The sequence below is a fragment of the Rhizobium sp. 01L419 genome, from assembly GCF_056400025.1.
The window spans coordinates 159,453-173,571 of record NZ_JBFTSM010000004.1; the positions used below are offsets into that span (position 1 = coordinate 159,453).

The following is a 14,119-nucleotide window of genomic DNA, read 5'->3' on the forward strand; positions in this document are numbered from 1 at the left end:
TGTCAAGACACACAACAAGGAGGCTTCCAATGCCGTTCGCTCGCATCTCCCTTCTGAAAGGCAAGTCGCCGGATTATCTGCACGCCCTTTCGGACAGCATCCACAAGGCCATGGTCGAGACCTTCAATGTGCCGCCGGCCGACCGCTTCCAGATCATCCACCAGCACGAACCGGGCGAACTGATCTTCGATCGCAACTACCTCGCGGGTCCGCGCTCGGATGATTTCGTGCTGATTTCGATCACCACCGGCAAGCCGCGCACGACCGAGATGCGCAAGGCTCTCTTCCGCCGGGCAGTCGAACTGCTGCAGCAATCGCCCGGCCTGCGCCCGCAAGACGTGATGATCGTCATCTCGACCAGCGAACCGGACGAATGGTCCTTCGGCGACGGGCTGGCGCAGATGGCCGAATCTGGCTGGGAAGCGCGCGCATCAGGAGTTCCGGTATGAACGAGGCCAATCCCAAGACGATGACGATCCGCCGTCCCGGCAATGCCGTCCGTGCACCCGAGGGCATTTCGAATGCGCCCTTCTGGGTCGAAATGCTGCTCGACAGCCAGATCGATGGCGAAAACACGGCCATGCGCGCAACACTGGATCCTGCCACCGTCACGCACTGGCACACGCATCCGCGCGGCCAGCTTCTCTATGTTCTCTCCGGCGTCGGCCTTGTGCAGCGGGAGGGAAAAGCAATCGAGGAAGTCAGAACCGGCGACGCCAAATGGTTCGCAGCCGATGAGCTTCACTGGCATGGAGCGACACCCGACAGCCCCTTCAGCTACCTCAGTATCCAGGGCTTCGAGAAGGGGCGCTTCGTCGATTGGTCTGACAGAGTGGAACCTCAGCGATGATGGCGATGCAATATTCCTTCACCCTGCCTGCCGACTACGATATGGAGATCATCGACCGCCGCATCCGCGACAAGGGGCCGGCGATGGACGGCTTCCAGCATCTCGGCTTCAAGGCCTTCCTGAGCGCCCGCCGCGGTGAATTCGGCAGCCGGAAGAACCTCTATGCGCCCTTCTATCTCTGGGATCAGCCGGAAGGCGCCGCCGACTTCATCTGCGGCCCAGGCTTTGCCGCGCTGACAGACGCCTTCGGCCGGCCGCGCATCCGCAACTGGATCGTCTGGCATGCGCATGCCTTATCGGACCTTGCCAACGGCCGCTTTGCCGATAGCGAATACCTCGCCATCGAACCGCATGCGTCTCTGCCCGACTTGCGACAGCAGGAGATTGACCTGGCACAGCAGGAAGCCCGCGGCAGACACGTTCTCGCCCGCATCGCCGCCTTCGATCCCCATGACTGGACGATGGTGCGCTTCGGCCTTTACGCAGAAGCCCCGCCCGCCTCAGGCACCAACCAGATCTATCGCGTCTGCCACCTCTCTCGCGGCTGACGACATCCAAATCGGAAAACAAAAAGCGCCCCTCTTTCGAGGAGCGCTCTTTACTATTTCAAGCCTGAAAAACGATCAGATGCCACTCTGGCCGTCGGAGCCGATATAGGCGATGCGCAGCATGTTGGTCGCGCCCGGTGTGCCGAGCGGCACGCCGGCCGAGATGATGATGCGGTCGCCCGGCTTGCCGAAGCCTTCAGCAGCCACGATGCGGCAGGCGCGGTTGACCATATCGTCAAGGTCGGTCGCGTCATGGGTGACGACGCAATGCATGCCCCAGACGATCGAAAGGCGGCGAGCCGTCTTGATGATCGGCGAAAGCGCGATGATCGGCACCTGCGGACGCTCGCGCGAGGCGCGCAGACCCGTCGTACCGGACGAGGTGTAACAGACGATGGCCGACAGCTTCAGCGTCTCGGCAATCTGGCGGGCAGCAAGCGAGATGGCATCCGCACCGGTTGCTTCCGGCTGGGCGCGCTGCGCGTAGATGATGCCCGGATAATGCGGATCCTTCTCAACCGTGCTCGCAATCGACGCCATCATCGAGACGGCTTCGACCGGATAGGCGCCGGAAGCTGATTCTGCCGACAGCATGATCGCGTCGGCGCCTTCGAAGACGGCGATGGACACGTCCGAAACTTCGGCGCGTGTCGGAACCGGCGACGAGATCATCGATTCCAGCATCTGCGTGGCGACGATAACGGGCTTGCCCGAACGGCGGCAGGACCGGATAAGCTGCTTCTGGATACCCGGAACGGCTTCGAGCGGCATTTCGACACCAAGGTCGCCGCGGGCGACCATCAGCGCATCGGACAGCTCGATGATTTCTTCGATGCGTTCCAGAGCCTGCGGCTTCTCGATCTTCGACATAATGCCGACGCGGCCACGGGCGATCTTGCGCACTTCGGCAAGGTCGTCGGGCCGCTGAACGAAGGACAGCGCCACCCAGTCGACATCGTCGGTCGCGAGAACCGCGTCGAGGTCGACACGGTCCTTGTCGGTCAGCGCTCCGACGCCAAGCAGCGTGTCAGGCAGGCTGACGCCCTTGCGGTCGGAAATGCTGGTACCGGCGACGACGGTCGTAACAATGCTCTTGCCGTCGCACTTTTCGGCGCGCAGTGCCAGCTTGCCGTCGTCGATGAGCAGGCGGTGGCCCGGCTGAACGGCTTCCAGAATTTCAGGATGCGGCAGGAACACGCGGGTGTTGTCGCCGGGGGTATCGTTGTTGTCGAGCGTAAATGTCTGGCCGGGCTTCAGCTCAACCTTCACATCGGCAAACTTGCCAACGCGAAGCTTCGGACCCTGCAGGTCGGCCAGAATGCCGATCGGCCGGCCCGAACGAGCTTCGACGGCGCGAATGCGCTGCACCAGCGTACGCATCACGTCATGGCTCGCATGGCTCATGTTGATGCGGAAGATATCCGCACCCGCCTGATGCAGCTTCTCGATCATCGATTCCTCGGAGGAGGCGGGGCCGAGGGTGGCGAGGATTTTAACTTTGCGGTTACGCTTCATCAATTCTGGCTTTCTTGCGTCCCTGGGGTGTCGGAGAGTTGAACCATCCAGCTTCCCTGGCGGCCCGTATCGTATTCCTTGAAACCCATTTTCTGATAACCGCGGGCATAGCAGTCCTGCACACCCGAGATCTTGAATTCATTTTCCGCTACGCACATCTGCACATCACCCGTCCATCGGCCTCCGCGGGCGGCGTCTTCTGCGTAGAGGTAATAATAACGCGACTGCAGTTCTCCCTCGATCAACGTGGCGCAGGTCGTTGCCGGTACCTGCCACCATCCCTCCGTGATCCAGCCGTCTTTCGCGCGGTATCCGATCGCAACGCCAACCAGATTTTGCGTACCGTTGCATACACGGAAATCCGCGCGCGCGGCATCAGCGATGAAGAACGGCGAGACGGCTGCAAGAGCGAACAATGCGAGACGGACCAGCGGTCCGGACCGCGTGAGGAAACTTGGCGCGGCTTGGATCAACACGGCTCCCAAATAGCTCCACGGTTATTCGTTATCCGTGTCTTCTTGCGCCGCCGTCAAGCGAAAGTCAACGCAATGCTAATCGATTATATTTCCTTTCATAACCGCCCGTTGGGCGCATTTTGCCGCGCCAGCCCGCCTATCGCGCTTGAACCGACCGAAGGCGCATGCGATCACTGCCCGAAGACGAGAACTGACAATTGGCAATTTCCTGATGCACCGCTTCCAATCCTTCGAAATCCTAACCGGCCAACATGACAAAGGCATGGTGATCCTTGGAGATCATGCCATGAACCGCCTGCCCGAAGGATATGGCCGGCTCGGCCTGCCGGAAAGCGCCTTTGTCAGGCACATCGCCTACGACATCGGAATCGAAGGCCTCACGCGCCGGCTTTGCGCAAAACTGGGCGTCCCCGGTGTTCTCGGCGGTTTTTCGCGCCTGCTGATCGATCCGAACAGAGGCGAAGACGATCCGACCCTGATCATGAAGATCTCGGACGGCGCCATCATCCCCGGCAATCATCCGATCACCGAAGAAGAGTGGAATTACCGGATCGAGGCCTTCCACAGACCTTATCACAATGCAGTGTCGGAGACGATCGACAGGGTGGCGAATACGACCGGCAAAGCGCCGCTCGTACTCTCCTTGCACTCCTTTACACCCGCCTGGAAGGGCGTTCCCCGCCCTTGGCATGCAGCGGTACTTTGGGACAGCGACCGCCGCGCTGTGGCCCCATTGCTTGAAAAACTACGGGCCGATCCCGATCTCGTCGTCGGTGACAACGACCCATATGATGGTGCGCTGAAGGGTGACACCATGTACCGCCATTGCATGATTACGGGCATTCCGCACGCGCTTCTGGAAGTACGCCAGGACCTCATCGGCGATGAGGCAGGCATCGAGGAATGGGCAGCGCGTCTGGCCCCTGTCTTTGCAGACATGAATGCCGAACCGGCCCTTCATGCATACAGCGTGCATGCTTCACGCACCGGCCCCTATTGAGTGAAAGGACTTGGCCCATGACCACGCTCAGCAAGGAACAGCAGACGGAATTCGAGGCTGCCGCCTTCCGCCGCCTCGTTGCGCATCTTCGCGAACGCACCGATGTGCAGAACATCGACCTGATGAATCTTGCCGGCTTCTGCCGTAACTGTCTTTCCAATTGGTATCGTGAGGCTGCGGAGGCCGAAGGTGTCGCCGTCACCAAGGACGAATCGCGCGAGATCGTCTACGGCATGCCTTACGAAGACTGGAAGGACCTTCACCAGAAGGAGGCATCGCCTGTGCAAAAGGCAGCTTTTGAGGTGAACAACCCGCATAAATAGGCTTGTGGCCCATCAAGAGGCTTGACCACGACGCCGCTTCGCGGCAGTCACGTGCATCCAAAATTAATCATCCCAATCAGGAGAATACGATGTCTGATGCTCATGGCGTCGCCCGCGACCAGCTTCGCGCTTTCATCGAGCGCATCGAACGACTGGAAGAAGAAAAGAAGACCATCGCCGACGACATCAAGGACGTCTACGGCGAAGCCAAGGGAACCGGCTTCGACACCAAGATTCTCAAGAAGGTCATCGCGCTGCGCAAGAAGGACGAGCAGGAGCGTATGGAAGAGGAAGCAATCCTCGACACCTACCTCGCCGCGCTCGGCATGATCGAAGCCCCGCCAGAAGGCTGAGGATAAAAACTCCACCGCTCTTCATGAAAGCCGCCGTTTACGGCGGCTTTTCTTTTGGTCGGCAACAGTCTCCGCCAATTGTCGCCTTGCCTTCGTCCGCAAAGACAAAAGCCGCCGGACATTGCCCGGCGGCCCCATGCCTGTTCGGAATATAAACGCATCAGCGCGTGTTGAACTTGCGCACTTCCATGAAGTTGACAGCCGTGCCGCTGAAGCGGTCCGGATCGACAGAAGCCGTCTTCACGAAGCCTTCGGCATAGACCGCCGTCGGCTGGGCACGCAGCGTCTGACTGACGAAACGTGGTGCCTGCACCTTCTTGGAAGCCATTTCCAGGCGGGCGTTGGTGAGAGCCCACTGCGAGATCATCTTCTGCGTCAGCTTCGGCTCGGTGCGCATCGTCTGGCGGCTTTCGTCGGCAACTGCCGCTTCCTGCTTCGTCGGACGACCGCCTTTGGCGGGCAGACCCTGTGCGATCGAGCTGTTGACGACAGCTGACTTCGGCGCTTGGACAGGTTCAGCGAAGCTAGCAGACTTGGTCATCGGCACCAGCGCTGCAAGCTGCAGCGGCGGCTTATCGAGAGCCGGCACCTTTGCAGGCGCAGCAGCGTTGATCGCCTGCTCCACGGTCTGTGGCTCCGAAGGCGCGTTCGCGGCTACCTGCGCTTCACCGGCCTCATCCTGCTGCTTTGCAAGCGCAGCCGCCATGGCAGGCGAAAGCGTATCCTGATCGGCCTCATCCTCTGCCGCTTCCGGATCGGCATTCTGTGCAGCGAGCAGGTTTTCGGCGACGGCTGGGCGTTCGGCCGGGGTCGGAACGCCTGTCGACATCAGGTTCGGATCGACGGAGGCGATCTGGGCATCACCTGGAGCGCGGCGCTGGCCGAGAAGAGAAGGAACCGGAATGCTGTAGGCGCTGAGGTCGGCGAAATGCTCAGGCTCCTGCGGCTGGCCTGCCGGCATGGCGGCAAGCGCCTGCTGGGCGGCATTAGCCGCAGACGGCGGCACCAAAGCATTCGCAACCTCGTTGCCTGCAAGCTGGTTGCTGAAAGCCGGACGAACCTGCGGCACCGGTGCATTCAGGCTTGCGACTTCGGTCTGTGGCTGCGGTTCTGCAGCCGGAACAGCCTCAGCCTTCGGCGGCGTGGCCTTGGCGACAGCCACCGGTGCGCTATCCTCCGAATTATCCTCTTCCTCGTCGGCGCCACCGCCAAACAGGACAGCAAACAGTGTCTTTTGCTTGCGAGGCTCTTCATCCGAAGCGGAACCGGAGGAGCTGGCCATCATGATCTGGCTGCCGTTCGCCACGCGGCGCTTATAATCGGCCATTGCCTGCTGGTAGCCCGGCAGCGGCTTACCGTCGGCTGGAATATGAATGGTGTTACCGTCAGGGAAGAGCCTGACCAATTCGTCGCGGCTCATGCGCGGCCAGGCGCGAACGCCGCCGACATCCATATGTACGAAGGGCGAACCGGACTTCGGATAGAAGCCGACACCGCCAACCTGCATCTTCATGCCGATACCGCGCAGCGTAGCGAGCCTCACGTCGGGAATGAAGAAGTCCATCGCCTTGCCGAGCATGTGCTGGCTCTTTTCGGCGACGCCGGAATTGCGCGAACGTCCACGCAGCATCTCGTTGGTGCCTGGCGAACGGAAACCGCAGACGACGTTGATATAATCCCTGGAGCCCGACTGACGATAAACTTCCCAGATGAGATCGAAGAGACGCGGGTCCATCTTCGTCGGCTGATTCTTGCGCCAGTCGCGCAGAAAGCGGTTGAGCTGCTCAAGACCCTTCGGGTCGAACCTGCCGTTGCGCTTGTAGGTGATGACTGCCTTTTCGCCGGTATGGATGAAATAGAGCTTCAGACTGCGGGTGTCCCCGGCGGCCTGAGACGGTGTGCTTACGAATACCGGTGAGGAAACCGCGAGTGCAATCAGGGCGGCCGCTGCCGTCCTAATTGCCTTTCCGCCAATCTTGGCGCACGACAAGCGCCAGCTCAAGCGCGAAGGCTTGGTATTCCCATTCAGATTCGGCAACTCGATCCCCGTCAGACAGTCAATGTCCCGTACTGCCTCAAATGGCTGTCAATTGCGGTCACACGATGGCAAAAATGCCACACATGATCAACCTTTTCTTTACATAGTGAACGGGCCGCTAACAAGTGGTTTATGGCGGGTAACCAAACGTGGTTGCCTTATTCTTAATAAAAACGCCTCTATGCCGCATCTTTCTGAGGATTATCGGGATCGATACCGTAATCCTTGAGCTTCCGATAAAGTGTGGATCGGCCAATACCTAGCTTTCTTGCCACTTGACTCATTTGTCCGCGATAAAACTTCAACGCGAAACGAATCAGTTCTTCCTCGACATCGGCAAGACGGCGCACATCTCCGGCCTGATTGACGCTCGGGATCGCGCTGTCGGAGGCCTCGGGCACGCGGCGCATCGTCTCGGCGACGGATACTGCCTGATAATCCTCGGGGAATTCGGCGTCCGGATCGAGATGCGAATTGTCGGCGACAAGTGCCAGGTGATCCACGACCTCGTAGTTCGGAAGCTGGGCGGCAATCTGCGGGAAGTCCGATTCGGTCAGCTCGGGACCCTCGGCAAGCACCACGGCGCGGAAGATCGCGTTCTCGAGCTGGCGGATATTGCCCGGCCAATCATAGGAGGTCAGCATCGCCAGCGTACCCGCGTTGACCGTCATGCGGCGGCCGTTCTTCTGCTCGCTCGAGAAGCGGTCGGTGAAGACGCGGACCAGATTCGGAATATCTTCCTTGCGCTTGCGCAGTGCTGGAATGGTGATCGGGAAGACGTTCAGGCGGTAATAGAGGTCTTCGCGGAAGTGGCCATTCTTGACCTCTTCGATAAGATCCTTGTTCGTCGCCGAGATGAGGCGGACATTGACCTTGTGCGCCGTACGGGCGCCTACGGTTTCGATCTCGCCCTGCTGAACGGCCCGCAGCAGCTTGACCTGCACTTCGAGCGGCAGGTCGCCGATCTCATCGAGGAAAATGGTGCCGCCGTCGGCTTCCATAAATTTGCCGATATGCTTTTCGGTAGCACCTGTGAAGGCACCTTTTTCATGGCCGAAGAGAATGCTTTCGACGAGATTGTGCGGGATGGCGCCACAATTGACCGTGACGAACGGCTTGTTGGCCCTGTCACCTGCCGACTGGATTGCGCGCGCCACCAATTCCTTGCCGACGCCCGATTCGCCTTCGAGCACAACCGGGATATTGGACTGCGAGGCGCGTTGCGCCAGATCGATGACGCGGATCATCGCCGGGCTTGCCGAAACGATGTCGTCGAAGCCGACGGAGCCGGCACGCGATCTGCGGCCGACACGGGCCTTCACCTCGCGTTGGTCGAGCTTCATCGCATTGGAAATGGATGTGTTGATGCGTTCCGGAGAGACCGGCTTGACGACGAAATCAAAAGCACCGGCGCGCATGGCCTGCACGACCGTCTCGATGCCACCCTGCCCGGTCTGGACGATGACCGGAATTTGCGTGCCGAAATCATGCAGGGCTTCGAGGAATTCGAGGCCCGTCATTTCCGGCATCATCAGATCGAGCACGATGACATTGAAAAGGCCTGGATCGCGCTTCACCATCTCCAGCCCGATGCGGCCGTTCTCGGCCTGATGCACCACATGGCCGCTACGCTCGATCGCGTTCTTGAGCAGACGGCGCTGCACGGGATCGTCCTCGACCACGAGGATCTGCCCTGCTGCTTTGAGCTCATTGTAACCGGTCATTGTCGCCTCACTTCATGCGAAACCTTAGAGCGCACCCTGACAGAAAGGCTTGAACATCCAGTTTTGAGAAACAATTGCATTTTAACTGTTAGGACAGGCCGTTTTCGTGCCGTAACAGGGCCTTTCGAGCGCTGGAAACCCCTTGATGCCGGGCCTTCCGGCGCCCAGAGCGCCGCGCGTCCATTCGGACGCGCAAAGGACGCTCTGTCTTTTTGAAACTGCGCATCAGGCTTTCCGAAAATCGATTCCGATTTTCGGGCCGATGCTGTAGACAGTCAAACCTGTTATAAAAAGAGGAACCGTCCCATGAGACACACGCTTGCGCACGCCGATCTTCACCTTTCGGCAACGGCTCCCGCCGCAGCGGCAGCCCCGGCTCTGGGCGACCTTCCGACCTGGAAGCTGCAGGACCTCTACCCCTCGGCCATCTCCACCGCCTTCGTCGCCGATATGGAAAAGGCTGGCAAGGCCGCTTCCGCGTTTGAAGACAAATGGAAGGGCAAGCTTGCCGAGGCCGCCGTGAAGAAGGGCGAGGAAGGCATCGGCCAGGCGCTGAAGGAATATGAGGCGCTCGACGACATCATGGGCCGCCTCGGCTCCTTCGCCGGCCTCACCTATTTTTCTGATACCTCCAATCCGGCAAACGGAAAGCTATACGGCGACGTTCAGACCAAACTGACAGAATATTCCGGCCGCCTGCTTTTCTTCGCGCTGGAGCTGAACCGCATCGACGATGCGGTGATCGATGCCTGCATGGCGAACGATCCGCTTGCCGGCCATTACCGTCCCTGGCTGGTCGATCTGCGCAAGGACAAGCCCTATCAGCTCGAAGATAAGCTGGAGCAGCTTTTCCTCGAAAAGTCGATGACGAGCGCTGCCGCCTTTAATCGTCTCTTCGATGAAACGATGGCGGAACTGCGCTTCGAAATCGACGGGGAAAAGCTGCCGCTCGAAGTGGCGCTGAACATGCTGCAGGAAAAGGATCCCGAAGTGCGCCGCAAGGCGGCGATGGCGCTCGCCGAAACCTTCAAGACCAATATCCGCATCTTCACGCTCATCACCAATACGCTCGCCAAGGACAAGGAAATCGCCGATCGCTGGCGCGGCTTCGAAGACATCGCCGATAGCCGCCATCTGGCAAACCGCGTCGAGCGCGAGGTGGTCGATGCTCTGGCCGCGGCCGTCAAGGAAGCCTATCCGCGTCTTTCGCATCGTTATTACAAAATGAAGGCCAAGTGGCTCGGCATGGAGCAGATGAATTTCTGGGATCGCAATGCGCCGCTTCCGGAAACTTCAAACGCCATCATCTCCTGGTCCGAAGCCAAGGACACGGTGCTTTCCGCCTACGGCAACTTCGCGCCGGAAATGGCTGATATCGCCAGGCGCTTCTTTGATGAACAGTGGATCGATGCGCCCGTTCGCCCCGGCAAAGCGCCCGGCGCCTTCGCCCATCCGACTGTGCCTTCCGCGCATCCCTACGTGCTCGTCAATTATATGGGCAAGCCGCGCGATGTCATGACGCTTGCCCACGAGCTCGGGCATGGCGTGCATCAGGTTCTTGCCGGTGCACAAGGCGCACTCATGTGTCAGACACCGCTGACGCTCGCCGAGACCGCTTCCGTCTTCGGCGAGATGCTGACCTTCCGCGCGCTGCTCAACCGCACGGCTGACAACCGCGAACGCAAGGCAATGCTCGCCCAGAAGGTCGAAGACATGATCAACACGGTCGTGCGCCAGATCGCCTTCTACGAATTCGAGCGCAAGGTCCACACTGCCCGCAAGGCCGGTGAACTGACCGCCGACGATATCGGCGAGCTCTGGCTTTCGATCCAGTCCGAAAGCCTCGGCCCGGCGATCAAGATTTCCGAGGGCTACGAGACCTACTGGGCCTATATCCCCCACTTCATCCATTCGCCCTTCTATGTCTATGCCTATGCCTTCGGCGATTGTCTGGTGAACTCGCTCTACGCCGTCTATCAGAAGGCGGAGAAGGGCTTTCAGGAGAAGTATTTCGAACTGCTGAGGGCCGGCGGCACCAAGCATCATGCCGAACTGCTGGAGCCCTTCGGCCTCGATGCGACAGATCCCTCCTTCTGGAGCAAGGGCCTGTCGATGATCGAAGGGCTGATCGACGAACTCGAGGCGTTGGACAAGGCATAAGGCTGCCCGAGCCCGCACCTCACTGGAAAGGCAATGGCAGCCTCCGAACCATTCATCCTGTTCCGGGACGATACGACCGGCGAAGTCATGCTCTTCGCCGGTCCGCAACGCATGATCGTTGCTCGCACGCACGCCGAATTCCTGCCGGCGCTGGAGCGGATGGAAGAAGCGCGCAGAGCCGGAAAATGGCTTGCCGGTTACATCGCCTATGAGGCTGGCCATCTCTTCGAAAGCAAGCTTGCCTCCTTCGCCGAAGAGAACCGGGAGACGCCCTTGCTGCTGTTCGGCGTCTTCGATGCGCCTCAGCCGGAAAGTCATCCACTCGCGACACCGCGACAGCGGCAGGAAAACGAGGAGTTCCTGACCGCGCCGAAGGCAGCCTGGAATTTCTATATATATAAAGAGCGTTTTGAACGCCTCCACCGCCACCTCCGCCTCGGCGATATCTATCAGGCCAATCTGACGATGCCGATCGAAGCCCGCTGGAACGGCGACCCGCTCGCCGCCTTCTGGTCACTGATCGATCGCCAGCCTGTCAAATACGGTGCGTTGGCTGATCTCGGCGGCCCCATCATTCTTTCCCGCTCGCCGGAACTGTTTTTCCGCATCGATGAAGATGGCTGGATCGAGACGCACCCGATGAAAGGCACTGCAAAGCGGGGTGCGACACCGGCCGAAGATGCCGAAATCGTCGAAGCCATGAAGGCCGACATCAAGACGCAAGCGGAAAACCGCATGATCGTCGACCTCTTACGCAACGATATCTCGCGCATCACCGAAGTCGGCACGCTCGATGTTCCCAAGCTCTTCGAGATCGAGACATATCCCACCGTCCACCAGATGGTGAGTCATGTGCAGGCAAAGCTCCTGCCCGATCTTTCCATACGCGACATATTCGCGGCGCTCTTCCCTTGCGGCTCGATTACCGGCGCGCCGAAGATCCGTGCCATGGAAATCCTCCACGATCTCGAAGACACGCCGCGTGATGCCTATTGTGGCGCGATCGGCATGATCTCGCCGGGTGGCGCCATGCGCTTCTCCGTTGGCATCCGCACCATGACGCTATTCGATAGCGGCAAGGCAATCTTCAACGTTGGAGGCGGCATCGTCTTCGATTCCACGGCTGAAGCCGAATATGAGGAATGTTTGCTCAAGGCCCGCTTCGCCGTCGGCGACCAATGGATCGCCCGATGACGGATTTCTCACTGATCGAAACGCTGCGCTGGCAACCGGATGAAGGCTTCATTCGCCTGCGCCTGCATCTCGCCCGCCTCTCTCGTTCCGCCCGCCGCATCGGCTTTCCCGAGCCGCTGGATACGACCATGAGGCTGGAGGAAGCGATAAAGGGGGGAAATAAACCGTGCCGTGTCAGGCTGACCTTTAACCATCAGGGCCACATCGACGTTACCACGGCACCCTTCGCGCCGCTTCCGCCCGACGCTGTCTGGACCCTCCGTATCGCCAGCACCCGCCTCGATTCCGCCGACAGGCTGCTGCGCATCAAGACCACGCGCCGTAGCGTCTACGAGGCAGCACGCGCCGAGTTCACACAGCAACAGGCAAACGAAGTCATCTTGCTCAACGAACGGGAAGAGGTCTGCGAAGGCACCATCACCTCCGTCTTCCTCGATGATGGCTCCGGCATTCTTCGCACGCCCCCGATCTCCTGCGGCCTGCTCGCCGGCGTGCTGCGTACCGAGCTCATCTGCCAGCGCAAAGCGCGCGTCGGGCGCATCACGCTCGAAGATCTGGACAAGGGCAGGCTTTACGTCGGAAATTCGCTGCGCGGTCTGATCCGCGCCACGCTGCAAAAGGACTGAACATGCTGATCCTCGCCCTGACCTATGTGAAGCCGAACGAAGAGGCCGACAAACATATGGAGCCGCATATGGCCTGGGTGAAGGAAGGATATGCCAAAGGCTGGTTCCTCGCCTCCGGCCGCAAGGTGCCGCGCACCGGCGGCGTCATCCTTGCCGTCGGCGACCGCGCCGAGATCGAAGCCTATGTGGCAACCGACCCCTTCACCGTCCATGGCGTCGCCGAATATGACATCACCGAAGTTGCGCTGACGACGGTGACGGACGGGCTGGAGGCTTTGAAGCGCTGAGTCACGAACCGCGCCTTTTGCTCGTCAGGCTCAAAAARGAGCGGCGATGAAACTTCCGACTTATACGCCCTATCACGGCTCGGCACGGCCTTTCACCATCGGTCTGATACCGCTCGATCCCCACCGCTGGATCGAGCCCGACGACGATCTGCAACGCTACCTCAAGGAAAAAGCGCGGCTGGCTGGCGAGCGCTTCGACGACATTTTCGTCGCTGAAGAAAGAACGGAAACCGCCCAGCAGGAGGCGTTGGATCTTCTTCTCGCTCACCTCGGCGAGCGGCATCCGGCAATGCACCGTCACGACACCTCGGCCCTACCGCCCCTCTTCAAGGCCGGTTCGCTCGTTCAGGATGATCTTGTCCTCATGCGCCGCAAGGCCGATGGCTGGCATCTCGTTGCCGCCCACGTCGCCTTTCCCTCTTCGTGGTCGCTGCGCGAAAAGTTCAGCCGCCCGATGCACGAGATCCATGCTGACGTGCCGGACTTTAGCCAAGGCACACGCAATGCGGCGCTTATTACCCGCATCTTCGACAATCTGCGGGTTGACCAGCCAGTCGAGCGGCTGAACTGGTCGGTTAACACCACGGCCGATCTCTTCCTCCCCGTCTCGAAACATCGCCGGCCGCCTTACACCGAAGCCTTCACGCTGGAGGAGCGCTTCATCCGCGTCGAACGCCAGACCCTGCGCAGGCTTGCCGCGTCAGGCGATATCCTTTTCACCATCCGCATCTATATCGATCCGGTTGCTGTCATTGCCCGCCATCCGCAGGCGCAGAAACTCGCAGCAAGTTTCGCCGATCAGCTGGAATCGCTCGATGATCAGCAGGCTGCCTACAAGGGCCTGGCCGTGCAAAGAGCCGAGCTCGTGGGGAAATTGCGGGCGCTTTGTAGGTCCGATATTTGACCTTTGCAGGGGAACGCTCTTTATTGTGACGTCATTTTGTGATTAGAGCCGGTCACTTCGCGACCTTCGTCGCATTTTCACATGAATTCTTTAGGCTGAAAGCCTTCGTTCCCTTCCACAG

15 protein-coding genes are annotated in these 14,119 nt (G+C 59.9%); 11 read left to right on the forward strand and 4 right to left on the reverse strand.

All coding sequences use genetic code 11. The features are described from left to right. Positions 1-29 precede the first annotated feature (29 nt). From AC1DUP_RS10790 to AC1DUP_RS10800, 3 genes are read left to right on the forward strand one after another with little or no spacing between them, the layout of a single operon-like run. Positions 30-449 carry a tautomerase family protein gene (locus tag AC1DUP_RS10790; RefSeq protein WP_113310297.1) on the forward strand — a complete coding sequence of 140 codons (420 nt, stop codon included), beginning with the start codon at positions 30-32 and terminating at the stop codon, positions 447-449. Then, a complete protein-coding gene (locus AC1DUP_RS10795; RefSeq protein ID WP_115036331.1) occupies positions 446-850 on the forward strand; it encodes a cupin domain-containing protein in 405 nt (134 codons plus the stop codon). Before AC1DUP_RS10790 ends, AC1DUP_RS10795 begins: the two co-directional genes overlap by 4 nt. After that, entirely contained in the window at positions 847-1,398 is a 552-nt protein-coding gene (locus AC1DUP_RS10800; RefSeq protein ID WP_477832645.1) for a DUF4865 family protein, read from the forward strand. Before AC1DUP_RS10795 ends, AC1DUP_RS10800 begins: the two co-directional genes overlap by 4 nt. Positions 1,399-1,473: 75 nt before the next feature. Here AC1DUP_RS10800 and pyk read toward each other — a convergent pair whose 3' ends face one another. Further along, positions 1,474-2,913: a pyruvate kinase gene (gene pyk, locus AC1DUP_RS10805; protein WP_113296084.1), complete on the reverse strand. Its 1,440-nt coding sequence runs from the start codon at positions 2,911-2,913 to the stop codon at positions 1,474-1,476. Continuing rightward, complete coding sequence (locus AC1DUP_RS10810; RefSeq protein WP_477832646.1) at positions 2,913-3,386, reverse strand: DUF1036 domain-containing protein; 474 nt, start codon at positions 3,384-3,386, stop codon at positions 2,913-2,915. The genes pyk and AC1DUP_RS10810 overlap by 1 nt, the downstream gene beginning before the upstream one ends. Before the next feature lie 214 nt (positions 3,387-3,600). Here AC1DUP_RS10810 and AC1DUP_RS10815 point away from each other — a divergent pair, with 214 nt between their 5' ends. From AC1DUP_RS10815 to AC1DUP_RS10825, 3 genes are all read left to right on the forward strand, one after another. Then, positions 3,601-4,389: an N-formylglutamate amidohydrolase gene (locus tag AC1DUP_RS10815; RefSeq protein ID WP_477832647.1), complete on the forward strand. Its 789-nt coding sequence runs from the start codon at positions 3,601-3,603 to the stop codon at positions 4,387-4,389. A gap of 17 nt (positions 4,390-4,406) precedes the next feature. Further along, positions 4,407-4,712, forward strand: a complete 306-nt coding sequence (locus tag AC1DUP_RS10820) for a DUF1244 domain-containing protein (protein ID WP_113296081.1) — start codon at positions 4,407-4,409, stop codon at positions 4,710-4,712. A gap of 89 nt (positions 4,713-4,801) precedes the next feature. Further along, the gene (locus AC1DUP_RS10825; protein ID WP_113296080.1) at positions 4,802-5,065 is read left to right on the forward strand and encodes a DUF2312 domain-containing protein; all 264 of its coding nucleotides are present in this window, start codon (positions 4,802-4,804) and stop codon (positions 5,063-5,065) included. Positions 5,066-5,225: 160 nt separating this feature from the next. On the opposite strand, the gene AC1DUP_RS10830 is transcribed toward AC1DUP_RS10825, so the two are convergent. Together AC1DUP_RS10830 and AC1DUP_RS10835 are read right to left on the reverse strand one after the other, a co-directional pair. After that, a complete protein-coding gene (locus AC1DUP_RS10830; RefSeq protein ID WP_113296079.1) occupies positions 5,226-7,103 on the reverse strand; it encodes a peptidoglycan L,D-endopeptidase MepK in 1,878 nt (625 codons plus the stop codon). A 179-nt stretch (positions 7,104-7,282) separates the two neighbouring features. After that, a complete protein-coding gene (locus AC1DUP_RS10835) occupies positions 7,283-8,827 on the reverse strand; it encodes a sigma-54-dependent transcriptional regulator (protein WP_113296078.1) in 1,545 nt (514 codons plus the stop codon). A 306-nt stretch (positions 8,828-9,133) separates the two neighbouring features. Here AC1DUP_RS10835 and AC1DUP_RS10840 point away from each other — a divergent pair, with 306 nt between their 5' ends. Genes AC1DUP_RS10840 through AC1DUP_RS10860 form a run of 5 tightly spaced genes read left to right on the forward strand, consistent with a single transcriptional unit; the run spans position 9,134 to position 13,998 of the window. Further along, positions 9,134-10,987: a M3 family oligoendopeptidase gene (locus AC1DUP_RS10840; RefSeq protein ID WP_477832648.1), complete on the forward strand. Its 1,854-nt coding sequence runs from the start codon at positions 9,134-9,136 to the stop codon at positions 10,985-10,987. A 33-nt stretch (positions 10,988-11,020) separates the two neighbouring features. Further along, on the forward strand, positions 11,021-12,181 hold the full coding sequence (locus AC1DUP_RS10845; protein WP_477832649.1) for an aminodeoxychorismate synthase component I: 1,161 nt from the start codon (positions 11,021-11,023) through the stop codon (positions 12,179-12,181). Then, the gene (locus AC1DUP_RS10850; RefSeq protein WP_477832650.1) at positions 12,178-12,807 is read left to right on the forward strand and encodes an aminotransferase class IV family protein; all 630 of its coding nucleotides are present in this window, start codon (positions 12,178-12,180) and stop codon (positions 12,805-12,807) included. The genes AC1DUP_RS10845 and AC1DUP_RS10850 overlap by 4 nt, the downstream gene beginning before the upstream one ends. Before the next feature lie 2 nt (positions 12,808-12,809). After that, positions 12,810-13,094, forward strand: coding sequence for a YciI family protein (locus AC1DUP_RS10855; protein WP_477832651.1), 285 nt, complete (start codon positions 12,810-12,812; stop codon positions 13,092-13,094). Between the two features lie 46 nt (positions 13,095-13,140). Next, positions 13,141-13,998: a heme-dependent oxidative N-demethylase family protein gene (locus AC1DUP_RS10860; protein WP_477832652.1), complete on the forward strand. Its 858-nt coding sequence runs from the start codon at positions 13,141-13,143 to the stop codon at positions 13,996-13,998. Positions 13,999-14,119: the final 121 nt, after the last annotated feature.

Excerpts from the sequence above, each read along its gene's own strand:
- AC1DUP_RS10790 (WP_113310297.1), top strand. The coding sequence starts at position 30 with ATGCCGTTCGCTCGCATCTCCCTTCTGAAAGGCAAGTCGCCGGATTAT.
- AC1DUP_RS10795 (WP_115036331.1), top strand. The coding sequence starts at position 446 with ATGAACGAGGCCAATCCCAAGACGATGACGATCCGCCGTCCCGGCAAT.
- AC1DUP_RS10800 (WP_477832645.1), top strand. The coding sequence starts at position 847 with ATGATGGCGATGCAATATTCCTTCACCCTGCCTGCCGACTACGATATG.
- pyk (WP_113296084.1), bottom strand. The coding sequence starts at position 2,913 with ATGAAGCGTAACCGCAAAGTTAAAATCCTCGCCACCCTCGGCCCCGCC.
- AC1DUP_RS10815 (WP_477832647.1), top strand. The coding sequence starts at position 3,601 with ATGCACCGCTTCCAATCCTTCGAAATCCTAACCGGCCAACATGACAAA.
- AC1DUP_RS10820 (WP_113296081.1), top strand. The coding sequence starts at position 4,407 with ATGACCACGCTCAGCAAGGAACAGCAGACGGAATTCGAGGCTGCCGCC.
- AC1DUP_RS10825 (WP_113296080.1), top strand. The coding sequence starts at position 4,802 with ATGTCTGATGCTCATGGCGTCGCCCGCGACCAGCTTCGCGCTTTCATC.
- AC1DUP_RS10835 (WP_113296078.1), bottom strand. The coding sequence starts at position 8,827 with ATGACCGGTTACAATGAGCTCAAAGCAGCAGGGCAGATCCTCGTGGTC.
- AC1DUP_RS10840 (WP_477832648.1), top strand. The coding sequence starts at position 9,134 with ATGAGACACACGCTTGCGCACGCCGATCTTCACCTTTCGGCAACGGCT.
- AC1DUP_RS10845 (WP_477832649.1), top strand. The coding sequence starts at position 11,021 with ATGGCAGCCTCCGAACCATTCATCCTGTTCCGGGACGATACGACCGGC.
- AC1DUP_RS10850 (WP_477832650.1), top strand. The coding sequence starts at position 12,178 with ATGACGGATTTCTCACTGATCGAAACGCTGCGCTGGCAACCGGATGAA.
- AC1DUP_RS10855 (WP_477832651.1), top strand. The coding sequence starts at position 12,810 with ATGCTGATCCTCGCCCTGACCTATGTGAAGCCGAACGAAGAGGCCGAC.
- AC1DUP_RS10860 (WP_477832652.1), top strand. The coding sequence starts at position 13,141 with ATGAAACTTCCGACTTATACGCCCTATCACGGCTCGGCACGGCCTTTC.